This is a genomic window from Azospirillum sp. TSH58 (assembly GCF_003119115.1).
GTDB lineage: Bacteria > Pseudomonadota > Alphaproteobacteria > Azospirillales > Azospirillaceae > Azospirillum.
The window spans coordinates 1,260,149-1,276,357 of sequence record NZ_CP022367.1; the positions used below are offsets into that span (position 1 = coordinate 1,260,149).

At 71.5% G+C, this 16,209-nt stretch carries 14 protein-coding genes; 11 read left to right on the plus strand and 3 right to left on the minus strand.

Annotated elements, in window-relative coordinates:
• Nucleotides 1–7: 7 nt before the first annotated feature.
• The gene (locus TSH58p_RS27165) at nucleotides 8–1,519 is read right to left on the minus strand and encodes a GGDEF domain-containing protein (protein ID WP_247874131.1); all 1,512 of its coding nucleotides are present in this window, start codon (nucleotides 1,517–1,519) and stop codon (nucleotides 8–10) included.
• 443 nt (nucleotides 1,520–1,962) lie between these two features.
• On the opposite strand from TSH58p_RS27165, the gene TSH58p_RS27170 reads away from it, so the two are divergent.
• The 3 genes from TSH58p_RS27170 to TSH58p_RS27180 all read left to right on the plus strand — a co-directional run bounded on the left by TSH58p_RS27170 (nucleotide 1,963) and on the right by TSH58p_RS27180 (nucleotide 5,768).
• Nucleotides 1,963–3,531 (plus strand): glycosyltransferase, encoded by a 1,569-nt coding sequence (locus TSH58p_RS27170; protein WP_109071076.1) that lies wholly within the window; start codon nucleotides 1,963–1,965, stop codon nucleotides 3,529–3,531.
• A gap of 8 nt (nucleotides 3,532–3,539) precedes the next feature.
• Nucleotides 3,540–4,766, plus strand: coding sequence for a glycosyltransferase (locus tag TSH58p_RS27175; RefSeq protein WP_109071077.1), 1,227 nt, complete (start codon nucleotides 3,540–3,542; stop codon nucleotides 4,764–4,766).
• Nucleotides 4,767–4,943: 177 nt separating this feature from the next.
• Entirely contained in the window at nucleotides 4,944–5,768 is an 825-nt protein-coding gene (locus tag TSH58p_RS27180) for an alpha/beta fold hydrolase (RefSeq protein WP_109071078.1), read from the plus strand.
• Between the two features lie 11 nt (nucleotides 5,769–5,779).
• Here the strand turns inward: TSH58p_RS27180 and TSH58p_RS27185 are convergent, their stop codons facing one another.
• The gene (locus TSH58p_RS27185; protein WP_109071079.1) at nucleotides 5,780–6,436 is read right to left on the minus strand and encodes a response regulator transcription factor; all 657 of its coding nucleotides are present in this window, start codon (nucleotides 6,434–6,436) and stop codon (nucleotides 5,780–5,782) included.
• Nucleotides 6,433–8,061: an MASE4 domain-containing protein gene (locus tag TSH58p_RS27190; RefSeq protein WP_109071080.1), complete on the minus strand. Its 1,629-nt coding sequence runs from the start codon at nucleotides 8,059–8,061 to the stop codon at nucleotides 6,433–6,435. The genes TSH58p_RS27185 and TSH58p_RS27190 overlap by 4 nt, the downstream gene beginning before the upstream one ends.
• A 270-nt stretch (nucleotides 8,062–8,331) precedes the next feature.
• Here TSH58p_RS27190 and TSH58p_RS27195 point away from each other — a divergent pair, with 270 nt between their 5' ends.
• From TSH58p_RS27195 to TSH58p_RS27230, 8 genes are all read left to right on the plus strand, one after another.
• Nucleotides 8,332–9,003 (plus strand): hydrolase, encoded by a 672-nt coding sequence (locus TSH58p_RS27195; protein ID WP_109071081.1) that lies wholly within the window; start codon nucleotides 8,332–8,334, stop codon nucleotides 9,001–9,003.
• A gap of 126 nt (nucleotides 9,004–9,129) precedes the next feature.
• Nucleotides 9,130–9,429, plus strand: coding sequence for a XapX domain-containing protein (locus TSH58p_RS27200; protein WP_109071082.1), 300 nt, complete (start codon nucleotides 9,130–9,132; stop codon nucleotides 9,427–9,429).
• 113 nt (nucleotides 9,430–9,542) lie between these two features.
• Complete coding sequence (locus tag TSH58p_RS27205; protein WP_371732458.1) at nucleotides 9,543–11,396, plus strand: amidohydrolase; 1,854 nt, start codon at nucleotides 9,543–9,545, stop codon at nucleotides 11,394–11,396.
• A gap of 14 nt (nucleotides 11,397–11,410) precedes the next feature.
• The gene (locus TSH58p_RS27210; protein ID WP_199230168.1) at nucleotides 11,411–11,872 is read left to right on the plus strand and encodes a DoxX family protein; all 462 of its coding nucleotides are present in this window, start codon (nucleotides 11,411–11,413) and stop codon (nucleotides 11,870–11,872) included.
• Complete coding sequence (locus TSH58p_RS27215) at nucleotides 11,869–13,521, plus strand: MFS transporter (RefSeq protein ID WP_109071084.1); 1,653 nt, start codon at nucleotides 11,869–11,871, stop codon at nucleotides 13,519–13,521. Before TSH58p_RS27210 ends, TSH58p_RS27215 begins: the two co-directional genes overlap by 4 nt.
• Complete coding sequence (locus tag TSH58p_RS27220; RefSeq protein WP_109071085.1) at nucleotides 13,518–14,921, plus strand: alginate export family protein; 1,404 nt, start codon at nucleotides 13,518–13,520, stop codon at nucleotides 14,919–14,921. The genes TSH58p_RS27215 and TSH58p_RS27220 overlap by 4 nt, the downstream gene beginning before the upstream one ends.
• Nucleotides 14,922–15,098: 177 nt before the next feature.
• Nucleotides 15,099–15,434 (plus strand): hypothetical protein, encoded by a 336-nt coding sequence (locus TSH58p_RS27225; protein ID WP_158282633.1) that lies wholly within the window; start codon nucleotides 15,099–15,101, stop codon nucleotides 15,432–15,434.
• A gap of 161 nt (nucleotides 15,435–15,595) precedes the next feature.
• Complete coding sequence (locus TSH58p_RS27230; protein ID WP_109071087.1) at nucleotides 15,596–16,201, plus strand: hypothetical protein; 606 nt, start codon at nucleotides 15,596–15,598, stop codon at nucleotides 16,199–16,201.
• Nucleotides 16,202–16,209 lie beyond the last annotated feature (8 nt).

The following is a 16,209-nucleotide window of genomic DNA, read 5'->3' on the forward strand; positions in this document are numbered from 1 at the left end:
GGCGTGCCTACAGGGCGGGGACCTGGGCGGCGCCCCTCTTGACCGCGTACATGGCCTGATCGGCGTGGGCGATGAGCTGCTGGGAATCGCGCCCGTCCTGCGGGTAGACCGCGACGCCGATCGACAGGGCGAGCGGCAGCCGCAGACCGTCGACGAGGATGGGCTCCTCCAGCGCCGCCCGGCACTTGTCGGCCACCGTTTCCGCCCCGGCGCGGGTCACCTCCACCTCCAGGATGACGGCGAACTCGTCGCCGCCGATGCGGGCGATCAGGTCGGATTTGCGCAGCAGGCCGGACAGGCGCAGCGCCACCTCACGCAGGACCTCGTCGCCCCGGCTGTGGCCGTGGCTGTCGTTGATCGGCTTGAAGCCGTCGAGGTCGATGTAGAGCAGGGCGAACGGGGTGCCGCCGCGCTCCGCCCGGTCGATGGCCTGCTGCAGCCGCTCGTGGAACATGGTGCGGTTGGGCAGGCCGGTCAGAGCGTCGTGATGGGCCATATGGGCCATGCGCGCCTCGCTCGCCCGCAGGGCCGCCTCCTGCTCCCGCAGCTTGCCCAGCAGATAGTTGAAGCCCTGCGCCAGTTCCCCGACCTCGTCCATGCGGTGGACCGGCAGGGGCGCCAGCTCGACGTGCCCGTCGGCCATCTGATGCATCCGCCGCGCCGCCTCGGTCAGCGGGCGGAAGAAGCGGCGCATGCCGATGAACAGCACGGTCACGGCGAAGGCGGCGATCATCAGGCTGTTGGTGGCGATGAAGGTCTGCAGGTCCCGCACCCCCTCGAACGCCTCCGCCGTCGGCAGCCGGGCGACCAGGAACCAGCCCGCCGCCGGGACGGACGCGATGGCGGACAACTCCTCCACACCCGCCGCGTTGACGGTGATGCCGGTGCCGCGGTAACCGGCCACGGCCCGGTCGTGCAGCGGATTCACCCCCTCCGGCGGGGTGGCGGTCAGGATCATGCCGTGATCGCTGGCCGATACGAACAGCTTGTCGCGCGGGGAGACCAGCAGGAAACCGCCGCTGCGCCCGATGCGGTTTCCCTGGACCAGATTGAGGAAGCCGGGCGACGACAGGGCGGTGGCGCCGGCCAGGACCGCGACAGGGCTCCCGGCGGCGTCGGTGACCGCCATCGCCATGACGACCATCGGCTCCCCGTCGATGGAGGAGCGGGCGGGCCGCCCGATCACCGGCTCGCGGGATGCCAGCGCCGCCCGGAACCAGTCGCGGTCCGAAACGTCGAAATCCGGCGGGCGGTGCCGTTCCGGATAATCGGCAAAGACTCCGTGGCCGTCCAGGCGCACCACCATCAGCCCGCGCGAGAACAGGGGCGCGATCTCCTGATGCGTCTTCAGCCGATCGTGCAGGGCCGCGGGATCGTCGAGCGTCGCCGCGGGCAGGCTTCCGGCGGCGCGGCGCAGGAAGTCGAGCCGCGCCCTGATCTTCTCGTCGATGTCGTGGGCGACGTAGGACGCGGCCGACTGCTGCTGCGACGAGGTCAGGTTGTTGATCTTGTCCTCCAAGAAGGAAGACAGGACCCAGATGCGCGCGCAGGCGCCGACAAAGACCAAAGCTAGTCCAAACAGCATAAGACGAATGATGACGCTGCGGCATTGCCGGCGCAGTCCATTGGTCGCGGCGATGAGCATCCGCAAGCTCTACTCCTCCAAGAAACCGTCTTCTTATTTCCCAGATGGCTAGGCTTTGTGGCCACCGCTCGCCGAAGATAAACGAAGCCACGCCCGTCCGGAAGACGGAAAGGGGCTCGAATCCTCATCAAATGCGCCGGAACTGATTGAAAAAACGAAATATTTCCACCGTCGGGCGAAAAGTTCCCGTGCCGGCTCGCGTCTGCTCCGCGTTGGTGATAACAAAGCGGACAGCCGGGCGACGCATTGCGCCGTGCCGGTGTCCGGCCTCCCGCCATTCCGCCCTTCATGGTCCCTGTCCGATCCGGAGCGCCGACATGCCGAACGACTCCAGCCAAGCCTCCGATCTCCTTCTTTCGGTTGCGGCGCGACTGTGCGGACCCGCTGGAACGGGGGAGGACCTGAAGGCCATCGCCGACGTCTGCGAGGAGGCGCGGGCCGCGGGGCTGGGCGCCGATCCGGCGCTGATGGCCGCGCTGGAAGCCGCCGTTGGGGGCGCCGACCCGATCCTTCGGGAATCCGCGCTGGCCCACATCTCCGGCGACCTGCGGCGCTTCGCCCGCATCCTGGACATGGTCGAGAATGTGCTGGACCTGGCGCCGCTGGAGGGCGTCAACCAGATCTACTGGTCCATGCAGCGCCAGCTTTTCCTGACGCGCATGGACGCGGCGACCATGCCCGACTTCTTCACGGCCCGCCTCTTTCCCTTCTACGAACGCTTCCTGGGCGAGGTGGCGCGGCGCCTGGATCTGCGCCCGGCTGCGCGGCCCGCCGGGGCGCCGGCCACCGGGCGGGTGGTGATGGTCACCAACCAGCTCCTGTCGGCCTATCACCAACCCTCCCGCGACCTGCTGCGGCAGGCGGCCCTTCTGCAGGGGGGCGCCGGGCGGGAGGTTCTGATCCTCAACACCAACATGATGCCGGACCGCTACCACAGCCCCTTCGTGCCGCCCTTCGCGGCGGCCATCGAGGCGCAGTTGAACGGCGAGCAGCTCATCGCCTTCGAGGAGCAGCGCTTCCGCCTCGTCTCCTCGGTCGAGCCGGGCCTGACGACGGGCAAGCTCAAGGGCTTCCTGGCGGCGGTCGAGGCGTTCGACCCGGATGTGGTGATCGGCTTCGGCGGTTCGGTGCTGCTGGCCGACCTGCTGGGGGCGGTGCGCCCGCTGCTGTGCATCCCGACGACCACCGGCACGCCCGTCACCCTGGCGGACATCGCGCTGGACTTCGGCGGCACCACCCCGCCGCCGGAAGGGGGGCGCTTCGCCCGCGCCTGGCGGCCCTTCCGCCTGGGCCTGTCGCTCCGTCGCGACGGGGATGCGCCAGCCGCGGCCCCGGCGGAGTTCGGGCTTCCCGAGGACGCCTTCCCCTGCGTGGTGATCGGCAACCGCCTGGACGCCGAGGTGGGGGCGGAATTCCTCACCCTTCTGGAACGGCTTCTCGACGCGATCCCGCGCGCCGTCGTGCTGTTCGCCGGGGACGCCGGGACACTGCCCGCAAGGCTCGCCGCCTCCCGCCACGCCGGGCGCCTGCGCAGCCTGGGCTGGGTGGAGCGGATGGATGGGTTGCTGGGGCTGTGCGGCCTCTGCCTCAACCCGCGCCGCACCGGCGGCGGGGCGAGCGCGGCGCAGGCGCTGGCCGCGGGCGTGCCGATCCTGTCCTTTCCCGGCGGTGACGTGGCGAGCGTCGCCGGGCCGGATTTCCTGGTGACGGACGAGGACGCCTTCATCGCGCGGGCCGCGGCGCTGGCGGACTCTCCGGAGCGGCTGGAGCAGGCCCGCGCCGCCGCCCGCGCCCGCTTCGCGGCGATCCAGGGGGAGGGCGGGGACGCCGCCCGTCTCGCCGCGCTGCTGGACGAGGCGGTCGCCCTGCACCGGCAGAGGGCGTGAGGACGGCAATGCGCGTGCTTCTCTGCGGGCAGGGAACCTCGGAAATCCTCTGGTCCATCCACGCCGCCCTGATCGCGCTGGGGCACGAATCGGTGCTGGCGCTTCCCGACATCTCGCGGGAAGTGATCGACCGGCCCATCGACGCCATCCTCGCGCTGAACCTGTTCGAGATCCCGCGCGACACGGTGGAGATGCTGACCACCTATGTGGCGTCCTTCGGCACGCGCCCGGCGCTGGTCCACATCTGCCTGAAGCACCCGCTGGAGGAGATCGGCGCCGCCACCCCCGCCGCGGTGGCGGAGGCGGACCGCTGGATGGAACGCTGGAACGTCCGGATGTGGTGCATGTGCCCCAGCGTGGCGGAGCAGTGCGGGCGGCTGGGCCTGACGCGGGTGTTCCACGCCCCGCTGGGGGTGCATCCCTGGATCTGCGCCCTGCGGGACGGCGACGGCACGCCGCATCTCTACAAGCGCTGGATGTCGCAGGCCGAGCCCGGACTGGTCCGCTACCCCTACCGCGCCATGACGGGGGAGGCCGGGGAGGGGGACGAGCGGCCGCGGGTCGCCGGGCGCTTCGTCTATCTCGGGCAGGGCTGCCCGCCGGTGGAGCCCGCCGGTCCCGCCGTCCGGCACGCCGCCGAATCCGTCGCCGAGGCGATGCGCGCCCAGCCGGCGTTGCACCGGACGGCGGCCATGGACCTGTGCGGGCTGGCCGGGCCGTCCGCCGATCCCGCCTGGACGCTGGCGTTCAACCGGGCCTTCGCCGCGGTCTTCGCGGTGGAGAACCGCCGGCGCTTCGCCACCGCCCTGCGCGGCGCCTTCGGGGCGTCCTTCGCCCTGTGGGGGGACGGCTGGGACCGGCACGGCATCGCGGCGCACCCGGTCTCCCCGCAGCCGCGCGCCCTCTATCACGAGGCCGCGGCCTGCCTGGATTTCGGAAGCCTCGCCTACGACACGGCCATCTTCCCGCGCACCCTGGAGATCCTGAAGCGCGACGGCCTGCTGGTGAGCTGGCGGCACGTCGGCAGCGGCCCGCTGTTCGGCCCCGTCGAGGCCGATCTGACCTTCGGCGACGCGGAGGAGGCCGTGCACAGGCTGGCGGCGCTGCGGGACGATCCGGATCTTTGGGCGCGGCTGCGGACCGCCCATCGGGATTGGGTGTTCGACCGGCTGTCGCTGGAAGGAATCCTTCCCGGTGTTCTGGCCGGCGTTCTGGCCGGCGTTCTGGCCGGATGATGCCCGTCCTCCTCCCATACCCTCCTCCGGTCACCGATACCTCCGTATAGTGTTCAGGCCGGCCCGCCTCCGGCACTGTTGTGGCGAAGACGAGGTTCCGCGTAGCCCATGGAAAGGCCGGTGCCGGCCTTCCCCTCGCGCCGCGGTTCTTTCGCGCGTCCAAAAATGGAGGGGGTTTTGAGCACGATCTCGACCAAGGACGGCACCCGCATCTTCTACAAGGACTGGGGCAGCGGACAGCCGGTGGTTTTCTCGCACGGATGGCCGCTCAGCGCCGACGCGTGGGACGGGCAGATGCTGTTCTTCGGCCAGCAGGGCTACCGGGTCATCGCGCACGACCGGCGCAGCCATGGCCGGTCCGACCAGACCTGGTCCGGCAACCACATGGACCAGTACGCCGACGATCTGGCCGAACTGCTCGACGCGCTGGACGTGCGCGACGCGGTGATGATCGGCCATTCCACCGGCGGCGGCGAGGTCGCCCGCTACATCGGGCGCCACGGCACCGCGCGCGTCGCCAAGGCCGTGCTGGTCGGGGCGGTGCCGCCGATCATACTGAAGACGGCGGCCAACCCCGGCGGCCTGCCGATGGAGGTCTTCGACGGCATCCGCAAGGGCACCTACGACGACCGGTCGCAGTTCTTCCTGGACCTGACCATGCCCTTCTACGGCTTCAACCGCGACGGGGCCAAGGTGTCGGAGGGGCTTCGGCAGTCCTTCTGGCTGCAGGGCATGATGGCTGGGATCAAGGGCGCCTACGACTGCATCCAGCAGTTCTCGGAATCCGACTTCACCGAGGATCTGAAGAAGATGGCCGTCCCGACGCTGCTCATCCACGGCGACGACGACCAGATCGTGCCCATCGACGCGGCGGCCCGCCGCGCCGTGGAGATCGCGCCGCAGGCGACGCTGACGGTCTATGAGGGGGCGCCGCACGGCCTGACGGCCACCCACCAGGACCGCTTCAACGCCGACGTGCTGGCCTTCATCAAGGGGGCGTGAGCGGAGGCCGGTCAGGCATCGCCGGCAAGGGTCACCTTGTCGGCGATGCGCACCAGATCGGGCAGGGACCGCGCCTGCATCTTGCGCATCACGTTGGCGCGGTGGACCTTCACGGTGATCTCGCTGAGCTGCAGCTCGGCGGCGATCTGCTTGTTGAGCTGCCCGGCGGCGACGAGCCGCATCACCTCCCGCTCGCGCGGGGTCAGGCTGCGGAACCGCTCGCGCAGGTCGCACAGCGCGTCCAGGGCGCGGCGGCGGTCGCGGTCGCGCTCGATCCCGGTGTGGACGGCGTCGATCAGGTCCTGGTCGCGGAAGGGTTTGGCCAGGAACTCGACGGCGCCGGCCTTCATCGCCGTCACCGACATGGGAATGTCGCCGTGACCGGTGATGAAGACGACCGGCAGGTGGATGTCCGTCCCGTTCAGCTCGCGCTGGAACTCCAGGCCGCTCTGGCCGGGCAGCCGGACGTCCAGCACGAGGCAGCCCGGCGCGTCGGGCAGGCGCTGCTGCAGGAACTCCTGCGCCGAGGCGAAGGGCAGGGCGGTCAACCCGACGGAGCGCAGCAGGCTGACCAGCGAGTCCCGGATCGACGGATCGTCGTCGATGATGGCGACGAAGGGCGCTTCCACGGCCATGGCGGAGCGGTCGGAGGCGGGCCGGTCGCTCATCGTGTCCGCTCCAGCACCGCCCCGGCCTTTGACCGCTCCGGCTCGTCGTCGGTGGGCAGGGTGAAGCGGAAGACGGCGCCGTGGGGCTGGTTGGCGGCCACCCACAGCCGGCCGCCATGGGCCTCCACGATCGACTGGCAAATGGTCAGCCCCATGCCGATCCCATGCTCCTTGGTGGTGAAGAAAGGTTCGAACAGCCGCTCCTCCTGGGACGCCTGCAGGCCGGTGCCGGTGTCCTCCACCGACACGATGACGTCCGCAAGCCCGCGTCGGCGCGAGCGGATGCTCAGCACGCGCGGGCGGTCGGTGACCGCGGCCATCGCGTCGTCGGCGTTGGCGATCAGGTTCAACAGCACCTGCTCGAGCTGCACGGCGCTGCCGTTGACCGGCGGCAGGCGCTGCTGAAGGTCGGTGCGCACGGCGATGCGGTTCAGGCGGCGCTCCCCCTCCGTGCGGTCGAGCGCGCTCCGGATCACGTCGTTGATGTCCAGCCGGCTGCGCTGGGGCGGCGCCTTGCGGAAGGAATCGCGGATGCAGGCGATCACCCGCGCGGCGCGGTGCCCGTCGTCGGAGATCCGCTTCAGCGCCGCCCGCACCTCCACCAGATTGGGCGACGGCCGGTCCAGCCAGCGCAGCCCGGCGCCCGCGTTGGTGACCATGCTCGCCAGCGGCTGGTTGACCTCGTGCGCGATGGAGGCGGAGAGCGCCTCCAGGCTGGCCAGACGCGCGTCGCGCACCCGCCGCTCCGCCGCCACCGAGCGGACCAGCCGCCCGTAGAGCGTCGTGATCTCGGCCAGCAGGACCAGGAGGACGATGCTGGAGGCGGCGAGGCCGAACACCCGCCCCGACCACCAGCCGGCGCTGAAGCGCCCGCCGCTGATGAAGCTCAGCAGGCAGGTCTCGATGGCCCAGGCGGCCAGCACGACCATCAGCCAGAGGTCGAGGACCGAGAGCCGCCGCCGCAGCAGCATCGCCACGGCCGCGGCGCAGAGCGCCAGCGCCGTCACCGGCACGACCCGCCACAGCGGCGTTTCCCGCATGGTGTCGACCATCAGCCGCGGCAGAAGGGCGTCGTCGGCCAGCGAGAAGGCGGTGAGGCCCCCGGCCAGGGCCGCCGCCAGCGCCATGCCGCCGGCGATGGCGGGCAGGGCCGGGCGGTGCGCGTCGCGCGGGCCGGCCTCCGCGGCCTTGAGCAGCGCGTAGGCGATGATGAACAGCGGCAGACCGAGGCGGCGCCCGGCGGCGACGATGGCCGTGCTCTGCAACCCGGCGCCGAGCAGCCCGGTCGGGGCGAAGACACCGGGGAAGGTCAGCGCCCAGGGAACGATCAGCAGCGCCGTCGTCAGGTAGCCCGCGGCCAGCGCCAGCAGCGCCGGCGTGCGCTGCGTGGCGTAGAGCGCGAAGAGCAGCACGGCGGTCATCAGCTCGGTCAGCAGCACCGCGGTGGCGTAGGCGGGAAGCAGGACCGCCGTCCCGTCCAACGTCAGGCGGGCGAAGGGGGCGGCCACCGCCAGGGCGACCAGAAGCCCGGCCACCGTGCCGATGGCCAGCCGCGTCTGCCCCGCCCGCGGGGGGAGGGTCGCCAGAAGAAACCGCTGGTTTCCGGGGTCATCGCTCGTGCGCATCACCGTCGCTCGCCCGCCCGTCGGGTCACGTCCGCCTTCAACCCTCAAACTCTGCCCTCAAACCCCGCCCTCAAACCCAGTCCTTTACCCCGTCCGTCACCGGCGGCGAGCGGCGCCTTGGCCTGATATACCAAGGTATAGGGCCCGCAAACGCAAGTTCAATGTCGCCGTCCTCCGTCCCTGGCCGATGCTTCGACGCACCGCCGGGCCGCCCGCATCGCCACAGGACTCGCCTGCGGCACCGGCGTCAAAAACAACGGGGATAGAGACATGACCATCACCGCCACCGCGACTCCTGGCAAACTGCTCGTCTCGCCGAAGGACCACGCGCTGATCATGATCGATCATCAGTCGCAGATGGCCTTCGCGACCCATTCGATCGACGCCACGACGCTGCGCACCAACACCGCGCTGGTCGCCCACGCCGCCGCCGGCTTCGGCGTCGCGACGATCCTGACCACGGTCGCGGAGAAGAGCTTCTCCGGCCCGATCTTCTCCGAGATCACCGAGGCCTTCCCGGGGGCGGAGGTCACCGATCGCACCTCCATGAACACCTGGGAGGACGCCAACGTCATCAAGCGGGTGAACGGCCTGGGCAAGACCCGGCTGGTCTTCTGCGGCCTGTGGACCTCGGTCTGCATCGTCGGCCCGACCCTGTCGGCCCTCGACCAGGGCTTCGAGGTCTACGTCATCGCCGACGCCTGCGGCGACGTCTCGGTCGAGGCGCACCAGCGCGCCATGGACCGCATGATCCAGGCCGGCGTGCGCCCGATGACCTCGCTCCAGTACATGCTGGAACTGCAGCGCGACTGGGCGCGCACCGAGACCTACGAGATGACCACCGGCATCGCCAAGAAGTACGGCGGCGCCTACGGCCTGGGCATCATCTACGCCAAGACGATGTTCGGCGCGTCGGAAGGCGGCCACAGCGCCGCCGCCTGATCGCGGCGCCGAGCCCCGGCGCTCGGTTTGCGGCGCCTGATGCCCGGCGCCGCGGCGGACCGGTCCCGACCCTTCCCGGGGCCGGTCCACCCCTTTCCGCCCATCCGGACGAAGCACAGGCACGCCATGATGCCCTACATGCTTTCCCTCGGCGCCGGCATCCTGGTCGGCGTCCTCTACGCGCTGCTCGGCGTCCGCTCCCCGGCACCGCCCACCATCGCCTTGATCGGCCTGCTCGGCATGCTGGTCGGCGAGCAGGCGGTGCCGGTGGTCAAGCGGCTGATCGCCGGTCAGCCGGTCCTCGCCTTCATCCAGAACGACTGCGCCCGCCACATCCTGGGGCCGCAGGCCGGCAGCACCGCCGCGCCCGATGCCGCAACCCCGCCGGCACCCGCCGCGGACGCCCCCCCGCGGGGCCGGGCATGACCGGCCGCACCGGGATCGGCCGCACCGGTATCGGCCGCCGGGGTGCCATCGCCGGAAGCGCCGCCGCCACCCTGCTCGCCTCGCCCCTGTTCACCCGCCTTGGGAATGCCGCCATGCCGTCTTCCGACCTTCTGATCGTCAACGCCCGGATCACGACGCTCGACCGCGCCAACCCGCAGGCCGACGCCGTGGCGATCCGCGACGGGCGCTTCCTCGCCGTGGGACGGGAGGCCGAGGTGCGCGCCGCAGCATCTCCCGACGCCGCGGTGATCGACGCCAAGGGGCGCCGCCTGATCCCCGGCCTGATCGACAGCCATATCCACGTCATCCGCGGCGGCCTGAACTACAACATGGAGCTGCGCTGGGACGGCGTGCCGACGCTGGCCGACGCCATGGCGATGCTGCGCGCCCAGGTGGCCCGCACGCCGGCCCCGCAATGGGTGCGCGTCGTCGGCGGCTTCACCGAGCACCAGTTCGCCGAGAAGCGCCTGCCGACGCTGGAGGAACTGAACGCCGCCGCCCCCGACACGCCGGTCTTCATCCTGCACCTCTACGACCGCGCGCTGCTGAACGGTGCGGCGCTGCGGGCGGTGGGCTACGGCAAGGACACGCCCAACCCGCCGGGCGGCGAGATCCAGCGCGACGCAGCGGGCAACCCGACCGGTCTGCTGCTGGCCCTGCCCAACGCGATGATCCTCTATTCCACCCTCGCCAAGGGGCCGAAGCTGCCGGAGGAGTATCAGGTCAACTCCACCCGCCACTTCATGCGCGAGCTGAACGGGCTGGGCGTGACCAGCGTGATCGACGCCGGCGGCGGCTTCCAGAACTATCCCGACGACTACGCGATCATCGAGAAGCTGCACGCCGACGGCGAGATGACGCTGCGCATCGCCTACAACCTGTTCACCCAGAAGCCGAAGGAGGAGTTGCAGGACTTCGCCACCTGGTCGGACAAGGTCAAGCCGGGCGACGGCGACGACCGCTACCGCCTGAACGGGGCGGGGGAGATGCTGGTCTATTCCGCCGCCGACTTCGAGGACTTCCGGGTCGCCCGGCCCGAGATGCCGCCCAACATGGAGACGGACCTGGAGCCGGTGGTCCGCCTGCTCGCCGAGCGGCGCTGGCCGTGGCGGCTGCACGCCACCTACGACGAGACCATCGGCCGGGCGCTCGACGTCTTCGAGAAGGTCAACCGGGACATCCCGCTCCAGGGGCTGAACTGGTTCTTCGACCACGCCGAGACGATCAGCGAGCGCAACATCGACCGCATCGCGGCGCTCGGCGGCGGCATCGCCGTGCAGCACCGCATGGCCTATCAGGGTGAGTATTTCGTGGAGCGCTACGGCGCCAAGGCGGCGGAGGCCACGCCGCCCATCGCGAAGATGATGGCCGCCGGGGTGCCGGTGGGCGCCGGGACGGACGCCACCCGCGTGGCCAGCTACAACCCCTGGGTCTCGCTGTCCTGGCTGGTGACCGGCAAGACGGTGGGCGGGCTGTCGCTCTACCCGATGGCGAACCGTCTGGACCGCGAGACGGCGCTGCGCTTGTGGACGGAGGCCAACACCTGGTTCTCCAACGAGCAGGGCAAGAAGGGCCGGATCGAGGCCGGGCAGCTCGCCGACGCGGCGCTGCTCAGCGACGACTACATGGCGGTGCCGGAGGACCGCATCCCCCACATCCGCTCCGTCCTGACCCTGCTGGGCGGCGCCGTGGTGCATGGCGAGGGCGACTACGACAGGCTCGCCCCGCCATTGCCCAAGCCGATGCCCGACTGGTCGCCGGTCGCCACGGTCGGCGGCTATTACCGCGACCCCAAGACGGTGCAGCGGCAGGCGGCGGAGTGCGGCTGCCATTCCGGCTGCGCCGTGCACGGCCACGACCACGCGGCGGCGCTGGGCGCCGATGTGCCCTCGTCCGACGCGCGCAGCTTCTGGGGCGTGTTCGGCTGCGGCTGCTGGGCGGTGTGAGGGGGAGCGGAACGATGGCCGACACCCTTTGCACGCGCAAGGACGCCGCCGACGCGGTGGCGCCCGCCCCCGCGCCGATCGCCGCCCTGCTCGACTGGCCGGGCACCGCTTGGCTCGCCCGGCTCGCGCTGGCGGCGCCCTTCGCGGTCAGCGGGCTGGTCAAGCTGACGGACTTCAACGGCGCCGTGGCGGAGGCGGCGGGGCTGGGGCTCGGCCTGCCGGTCCTCGTCGCGGTGGCGGTCATCGTCACCCAGCTCGGCGGGTCGGCGCTGTTTTTGACACGGCGCTGGTGCTGGCTCGGCGCCGGGCTGCTCGCCGGCTTCACGGTGGTCGCCACGCTGCTCGCCCACGCCTTCTGGACCTATGACGGGCCGGACCGCGCCCGCCAGACCGCGACCTTCCTGGAGCATCTGGCGATCGTCGGCGGCTTCGCGGCGGCGGCGGTGCTGACCCACCGCAGGGGAGGGCGCGCATGACCGCCGAGACCGTCCCAACCCCCGGAACCACGCTGCCCGGACACAAGCCGGCCACCCCCAAGCCGGCTGGCGCCTTCGCGCCGCTGAGCAACCGGCTGTTCGCCGTGCTGTGGGTGGCGGCGGTGCTGGGCAACGTCGGCACCTTCATGCGCGACGTGGCGAGCGCGTGGCTGGTGCTCGACCTGTCGGGATCGCCCTCCACCGTCGCGCTGATCCAGGCGGCGGGCTCGCTGCCCATCTTCCTGCTGGCGATCCCGGCGGGTGTGCTGTCGGACATCATGGACCGGCGGCGGATGCTGATCGTCATCCAGTGCCTGCTCGCCTGCGTCAGCGCCGCGCTGATGATCCAGGCGGCGCTGGGCGTCGCCAGCGTGGCCTCCATCGCCGGGCTGACCTTCCTCGGCGGCGTCGGCGCGGCGCTGATGGCCCCGGTCTGGCAGTCCATCGTGCCGGAACTGGTGCCGCGCGGCGAGCTGAAGGGTGCCGTCGCGCTGAACAGCCTGGGCATCAACATCGCCCGCGCCATCGGCCCGGCGGCGGGCGGCGCGATCCTGGCCGCCGCCGGGGCCGCCGCCACCTACGCGGTGGATGTGAGTTCCTACATCATCGTGATCGCCGCCCTGCTGTGGTGGCGGCGCACCCCCGACACCCGCGACGAGCTGTCGGAGCACTTCGGCGGCGCGCTGCGCGCCGGGCTGCGCTACGCCCGCGCCAGCAAGGAGCTGCACCGCGTCTTCCTGCGCGCCGGCCTGTTCTTCGCCTGCGCCAGCGCCCTGTGGGCCCTGCTGCCCATCGTCGCCGGGCCGATGCTGGGCGGCGGGCCGGGCTTCTACGGCCTGCTGCTCGGCGCCGTGGGGGCGGGGGCCATCGGCGGGGCGACCGTCCTGCCGCGCGTCCGCGAGCGTCTGGGCGCGGACGGCCTGATGCTGGCGGCGGCGCTGGTCACCGCCGTCGTCATGGGCATCCTGGCCCTGGCCCCGCCGCGCTGGCTGGCGCTGCCGGTCCTGCTGGGCGCCGGTGCGGCCTGGATCGCCGTGCTGACGACGCTGAGCGCCACCACCCAGGCCATCCTGCCCAATTGGGTGCGCGGTCGCGGTCTGGCGCTCTACCTGACCGTGTTCAACGGCGCCCTGACGGCGGGCAGCCTCGGCTGGGGGGCGCTGGCCGATGGCATCGGCGTGCCGGCCACCCTGTGGGTCAGCGCCGCCGGGCTGCTCGCCGTGGCGGTGCTCTCCCGCGCGGTGCCGCTGCCGGAGGGCGAGGCCGATCTCACCCCCTCCAACCACTGGCCGGAGCCGCTGACCGCGGAACCGGTGCGCAACGACCGCGGCCCGGTCCTCATCACCATCGAGTACCGGGTGGCCGCCGCCGACCAGCACGCCTTCCATGCCGCGCTGCGCCGTCTGTCGGAGGCGCGGCGGCGGGACGGCGCCTACGCCTGGGGCGTCAGCCAGGACTCCGGCGATCCGGAACGGGTGCTGGAGTGGTTCTTCGTGGAATCCTGGGCGGAGCACCAGCGCCAGCACCGCCGGGTGTCCAACGCCGACGCGGACGTGCAGAAGGAGGCGCTGGCCTTCCACCGCGGCGACGGGCCGCCGCGGGTGTCGCATTTCCTGGCGCTGGAGCACGGCGCGGGAAAGGCGTCGTGAAGCGGTGGCGCGGGGCGCTGGCTGCGGTTCTGCTGCTCCAGTCCGCCCCGGCCCCTGCGGAGACACCTGCGGAGGCGCCGCCCCCGCCCCTGACCAACAGCCGTTACGACGAGGATTACCGCTATCTCCTCGACCCCGCGGCGGGGAGCGGCGCCTTCTGGGAGCGCTTCAAGGCGATCCCGCTTACCCCCGGCGGCGCTGTCTCGCTGTCCACCGGGCTGGAGGCGCGGCTGCGCGGCGAGGCGGTGCGCAACAGCGGCTGGGGGCAGGACGAGCCCAGGAACGACGCCTACGGCCTGTGGCGGCTGCTGCCCTACGCCGACCTGCGCGCCGGCCCGGCCCTGCGCGTCTTCGGCCAGCTCGTCATGGCCGGCTCGGCGGGCAAGCTTGGGCCGGAGGGGGCGCCGGACGTCGACCGCGCCGACCTGCTGCAGGGCTTCGCCGACCTGTCCGTCCCGTTGGGCAGCGCGCAGGGAACGCTGCGGGCGGGGCGCCAGATGCTCGCCTACGGGTCGGAACGGCTGATCAGCCTGCGCTACGGCGCCAACGTCCCCCGAGCCTTCGACGCGGTGACGGGCATCGTGCAATCCGGCCCCTGGCGGGTGGACGGCTTCCTCGGCCGCCCGGTCCGCGCGGCGCCGGACCTGTTCGATGACCGGCGCGACGGCGGGCGCTCCGCCTGGGGGCTGTACGCCACGCGCGGCGCGGCGGCGGGCTGGGGCACCGGCCTGGACGCCTACTACATTGGCTACGGCAACCGGGCGGCGTCCTTTGAGGGCGGGCAGGGGCGGGAGGAGCGGCACACGCTGGGCACCCGCCTGTTCGGCAAGACCGGCGGCTGGGACTGGAACTGGGAGGCGATGCTCCAGGCTGGGCGCATTGATGGCGACACCATCGCCGCATGGTCGGTCGCCAGCGACACCGGCCACCGCTGGGAGGATCTGCCGCTGCGCCCGCGGCTCGGGCTGAAGGCCAACATCGCCAGCGGCGATCGCGACCCCGGCGACGGGCGCTTGGGCACCTTCAACCCCCTCTTTCCCCGCGCGAAGTATTTCGGGGAGCTGACCCCGGTCGGGCCGCTGAACCTGATGAACCTGCATCCGTCCGTGGATCTGGCGCTGTCGGACGACGTCAGCCTGTCCGCCTCGGCCATCGCCTATTGGCGGATGAGCCTGGAGGACGGCGTCTACGACCTGTCCGGGAACCTGCTCCGCTCCGGCGCCGGATCGCGGTCGCGCCACATCGGCACGCAGGGGGAGCTTGTGCTGTCCTACGCCGCGGGACGCACGGTCGAGGGGCTACTGTCCTACTCGCTGTTCCGGCCCGGCTCCTTCCTCCAGGACACCGGTCCCGCGAAGACGATCCACTTCGTCGGGATGGAGGCGGTGTTCAAGTTCTGATGGGCCATCGGTATGTTTCGGTACGGTACCTGCGTCGGCACCCTCCTTTGACGGCATGGTTGCGAACGTCGTGATGCATGGGGGCGCCGCAGCATGGTCCGCAGCACCGGTCCGGTCTTTTTCCTCCTCGCAACCCTTGCCTCGCCGGTTGGGCCGGTTGGATTGCGGGCGCCGGCCATGGCCGCCGAGATGCCGGATCGGACGGCGCAGGGGGCCGACGTGTTCGACCTGTTCGACGAGAACCACGACGGGCGGATTTCGAACGCGGAGTTTCAGAACAACAAGATCCTGGTCTTCTACGTCTGGGACCGCAACCGGGACCTCGTCCTGACACCGGACGAAACGCCGCTGCGGCCCGAGGTCTTCGCCCGCGCCGCCGGGCCGGACGGGCGGATCGACAGCCTGGAATTCATCACGGTCATCGACGAGGCGTTCCTCATCGCCGACACCAACCGCGATTCCACGCTCGACCGGCAGGAGTTCTTTGCCTTCCGGCAGCGCATCCGCCCCTAAAACATGCGGCGGTCAGCAGGGCTTCGCCGTCCGCGGCGACGGTTGCGGTGGGATACGGTAACTTACGCCCGCTGTCGTGTCGGGCCCTCTGCCGTGTTGGGAACGCCGGGCACCCGTGTAACGTTGCGTCCAAGCGATTCAAACACAGGCGGAGACGATCCATGAAGCGCCGAGTCCGTGCCATCCTTGCGGTGTTTCTGACCGGCACGGCCCTGGCCGGCTGCGCGCCGGCGTCCGAAACCGCGCCGCCGTCCACCGCCATGGCCCCGGCGAGCATGGAGCCCACGCCGCGGCTGTCCATGGTCGAGAACGTCCGCTCCACCGCCAAGGTCCGCGGCGTCGACAAGGCGGCACGGACGGTGATCCTGCAATTCCAGGACGGGCGGGAGGAGGCGGTGACCGCCGGAAGCGGGGTGCGCAACTTCGACCGCATCAAGGTGGGCGACACCGTGCAGATCGAATATGCCCGCCTGACCAACATCGTCACTCAGCCGCCCGGCGGCGGGCCGGGCGCCGTTCAACGAAGCAGCACGGACCGCGCCGCGGTCGGCGAGATGCCGCGCGCGTCGGCGATCACAACCACCCAGGTGACCGAGGTCGTCGAGGCCATCGACCTCGGCCGGCGGATGGTCACCCTGCGCGGGCCGCAGGGACGCACGCGCACGGTTCCGGTCCCGCCGGACGTGCAGGGGCTGGAGACGGTGAAGCCCGGCGACGAGGTGGTGATCAGCCGGACGGAGGCTGCCACGGTCACCGTGATGCGATGAGGAGGGGG

Bases quoted from the DNA above. Each gene is read 5' to 3' on its own strand.
- TSH58p_RS27170 (WP_109071076.1), top strand. From the start codon at position 1,963: ATGCCGAACGACTCCAGCCAAGCCTCCGATCTCCTTCTTTCGGTTGCG.
- TSH58p_RS27195 (WP_109071081.1), top strand. From the start codon at position 8,332: ATGACCATCACCGCCACCGCGACTCCTGGCAAACTGCTCGTCTCGCCG.
- TSH58p_RS27210 (WP_199230168.1), top strand. From the start codon at position 11,411: ATGGCCGACACCCTTTGCACGCGCAAGGACGCCGCCGACGCGGTGGCG.
- TSH58p_RS27230 (WP_109071087.1), top strand. From the start codon at position 15,596: ATGAAGCGCCGAGTCCGTGCCATCCTTGCGGTGTTTCTGACCGGCACG.
- TSH58p_RS27190 (WP_109071080.1), bottom strand. From the start codon at position 8,061: ATGCGCACGAGCGATGACCCCGGAAACCAGCGGTTTCTTCTGGCGACC.
- TSH58p_RS27205 (WP_371732458.1), top strand. From the start codon at position 9,543: ATGCCGTCTTCCGACCTTCTGATCGTCAACGCCCGGATCACGACGCTC.
- TSH58p_RS27225 (WP_158282633.1), top strand. From the start codon at position 15,099: ATGGCCGCCGAGATGCCGGATCGGACGGCGCAGGGGGCCGACGTGTTC.
- TSH58p_RS27200 (WP_109071082.1), top strand. From the start codon at position 9,130: ATGATGCCCTACATGCTTTCCCTCGGCGCCGGCATCCTGGTCGGCGTC.
- TSH58p_RS27215 (WP_109071084.1), top strand. From the start codon at position 11,869: ATGACCGCCGAGACCGTCCCAACCCCCGGAACCACGCTGCCCGGACAC.
- TSH58p_RS27175 (WP_109071077.1), top strand. From the start codon at position 3,540: ATGCGCGTGCTTCTCTGCGGGCAGGGAACCTCGGAAATCCTCTGGTCC.
- TSH58p_RS27185 (WP_109071079.1), bottom strand. From the start codon at position 6,436: ATGAGCGACCGGCCCGCCTCCGACCGCTCCGCCATGGCCGTGGAAGCG.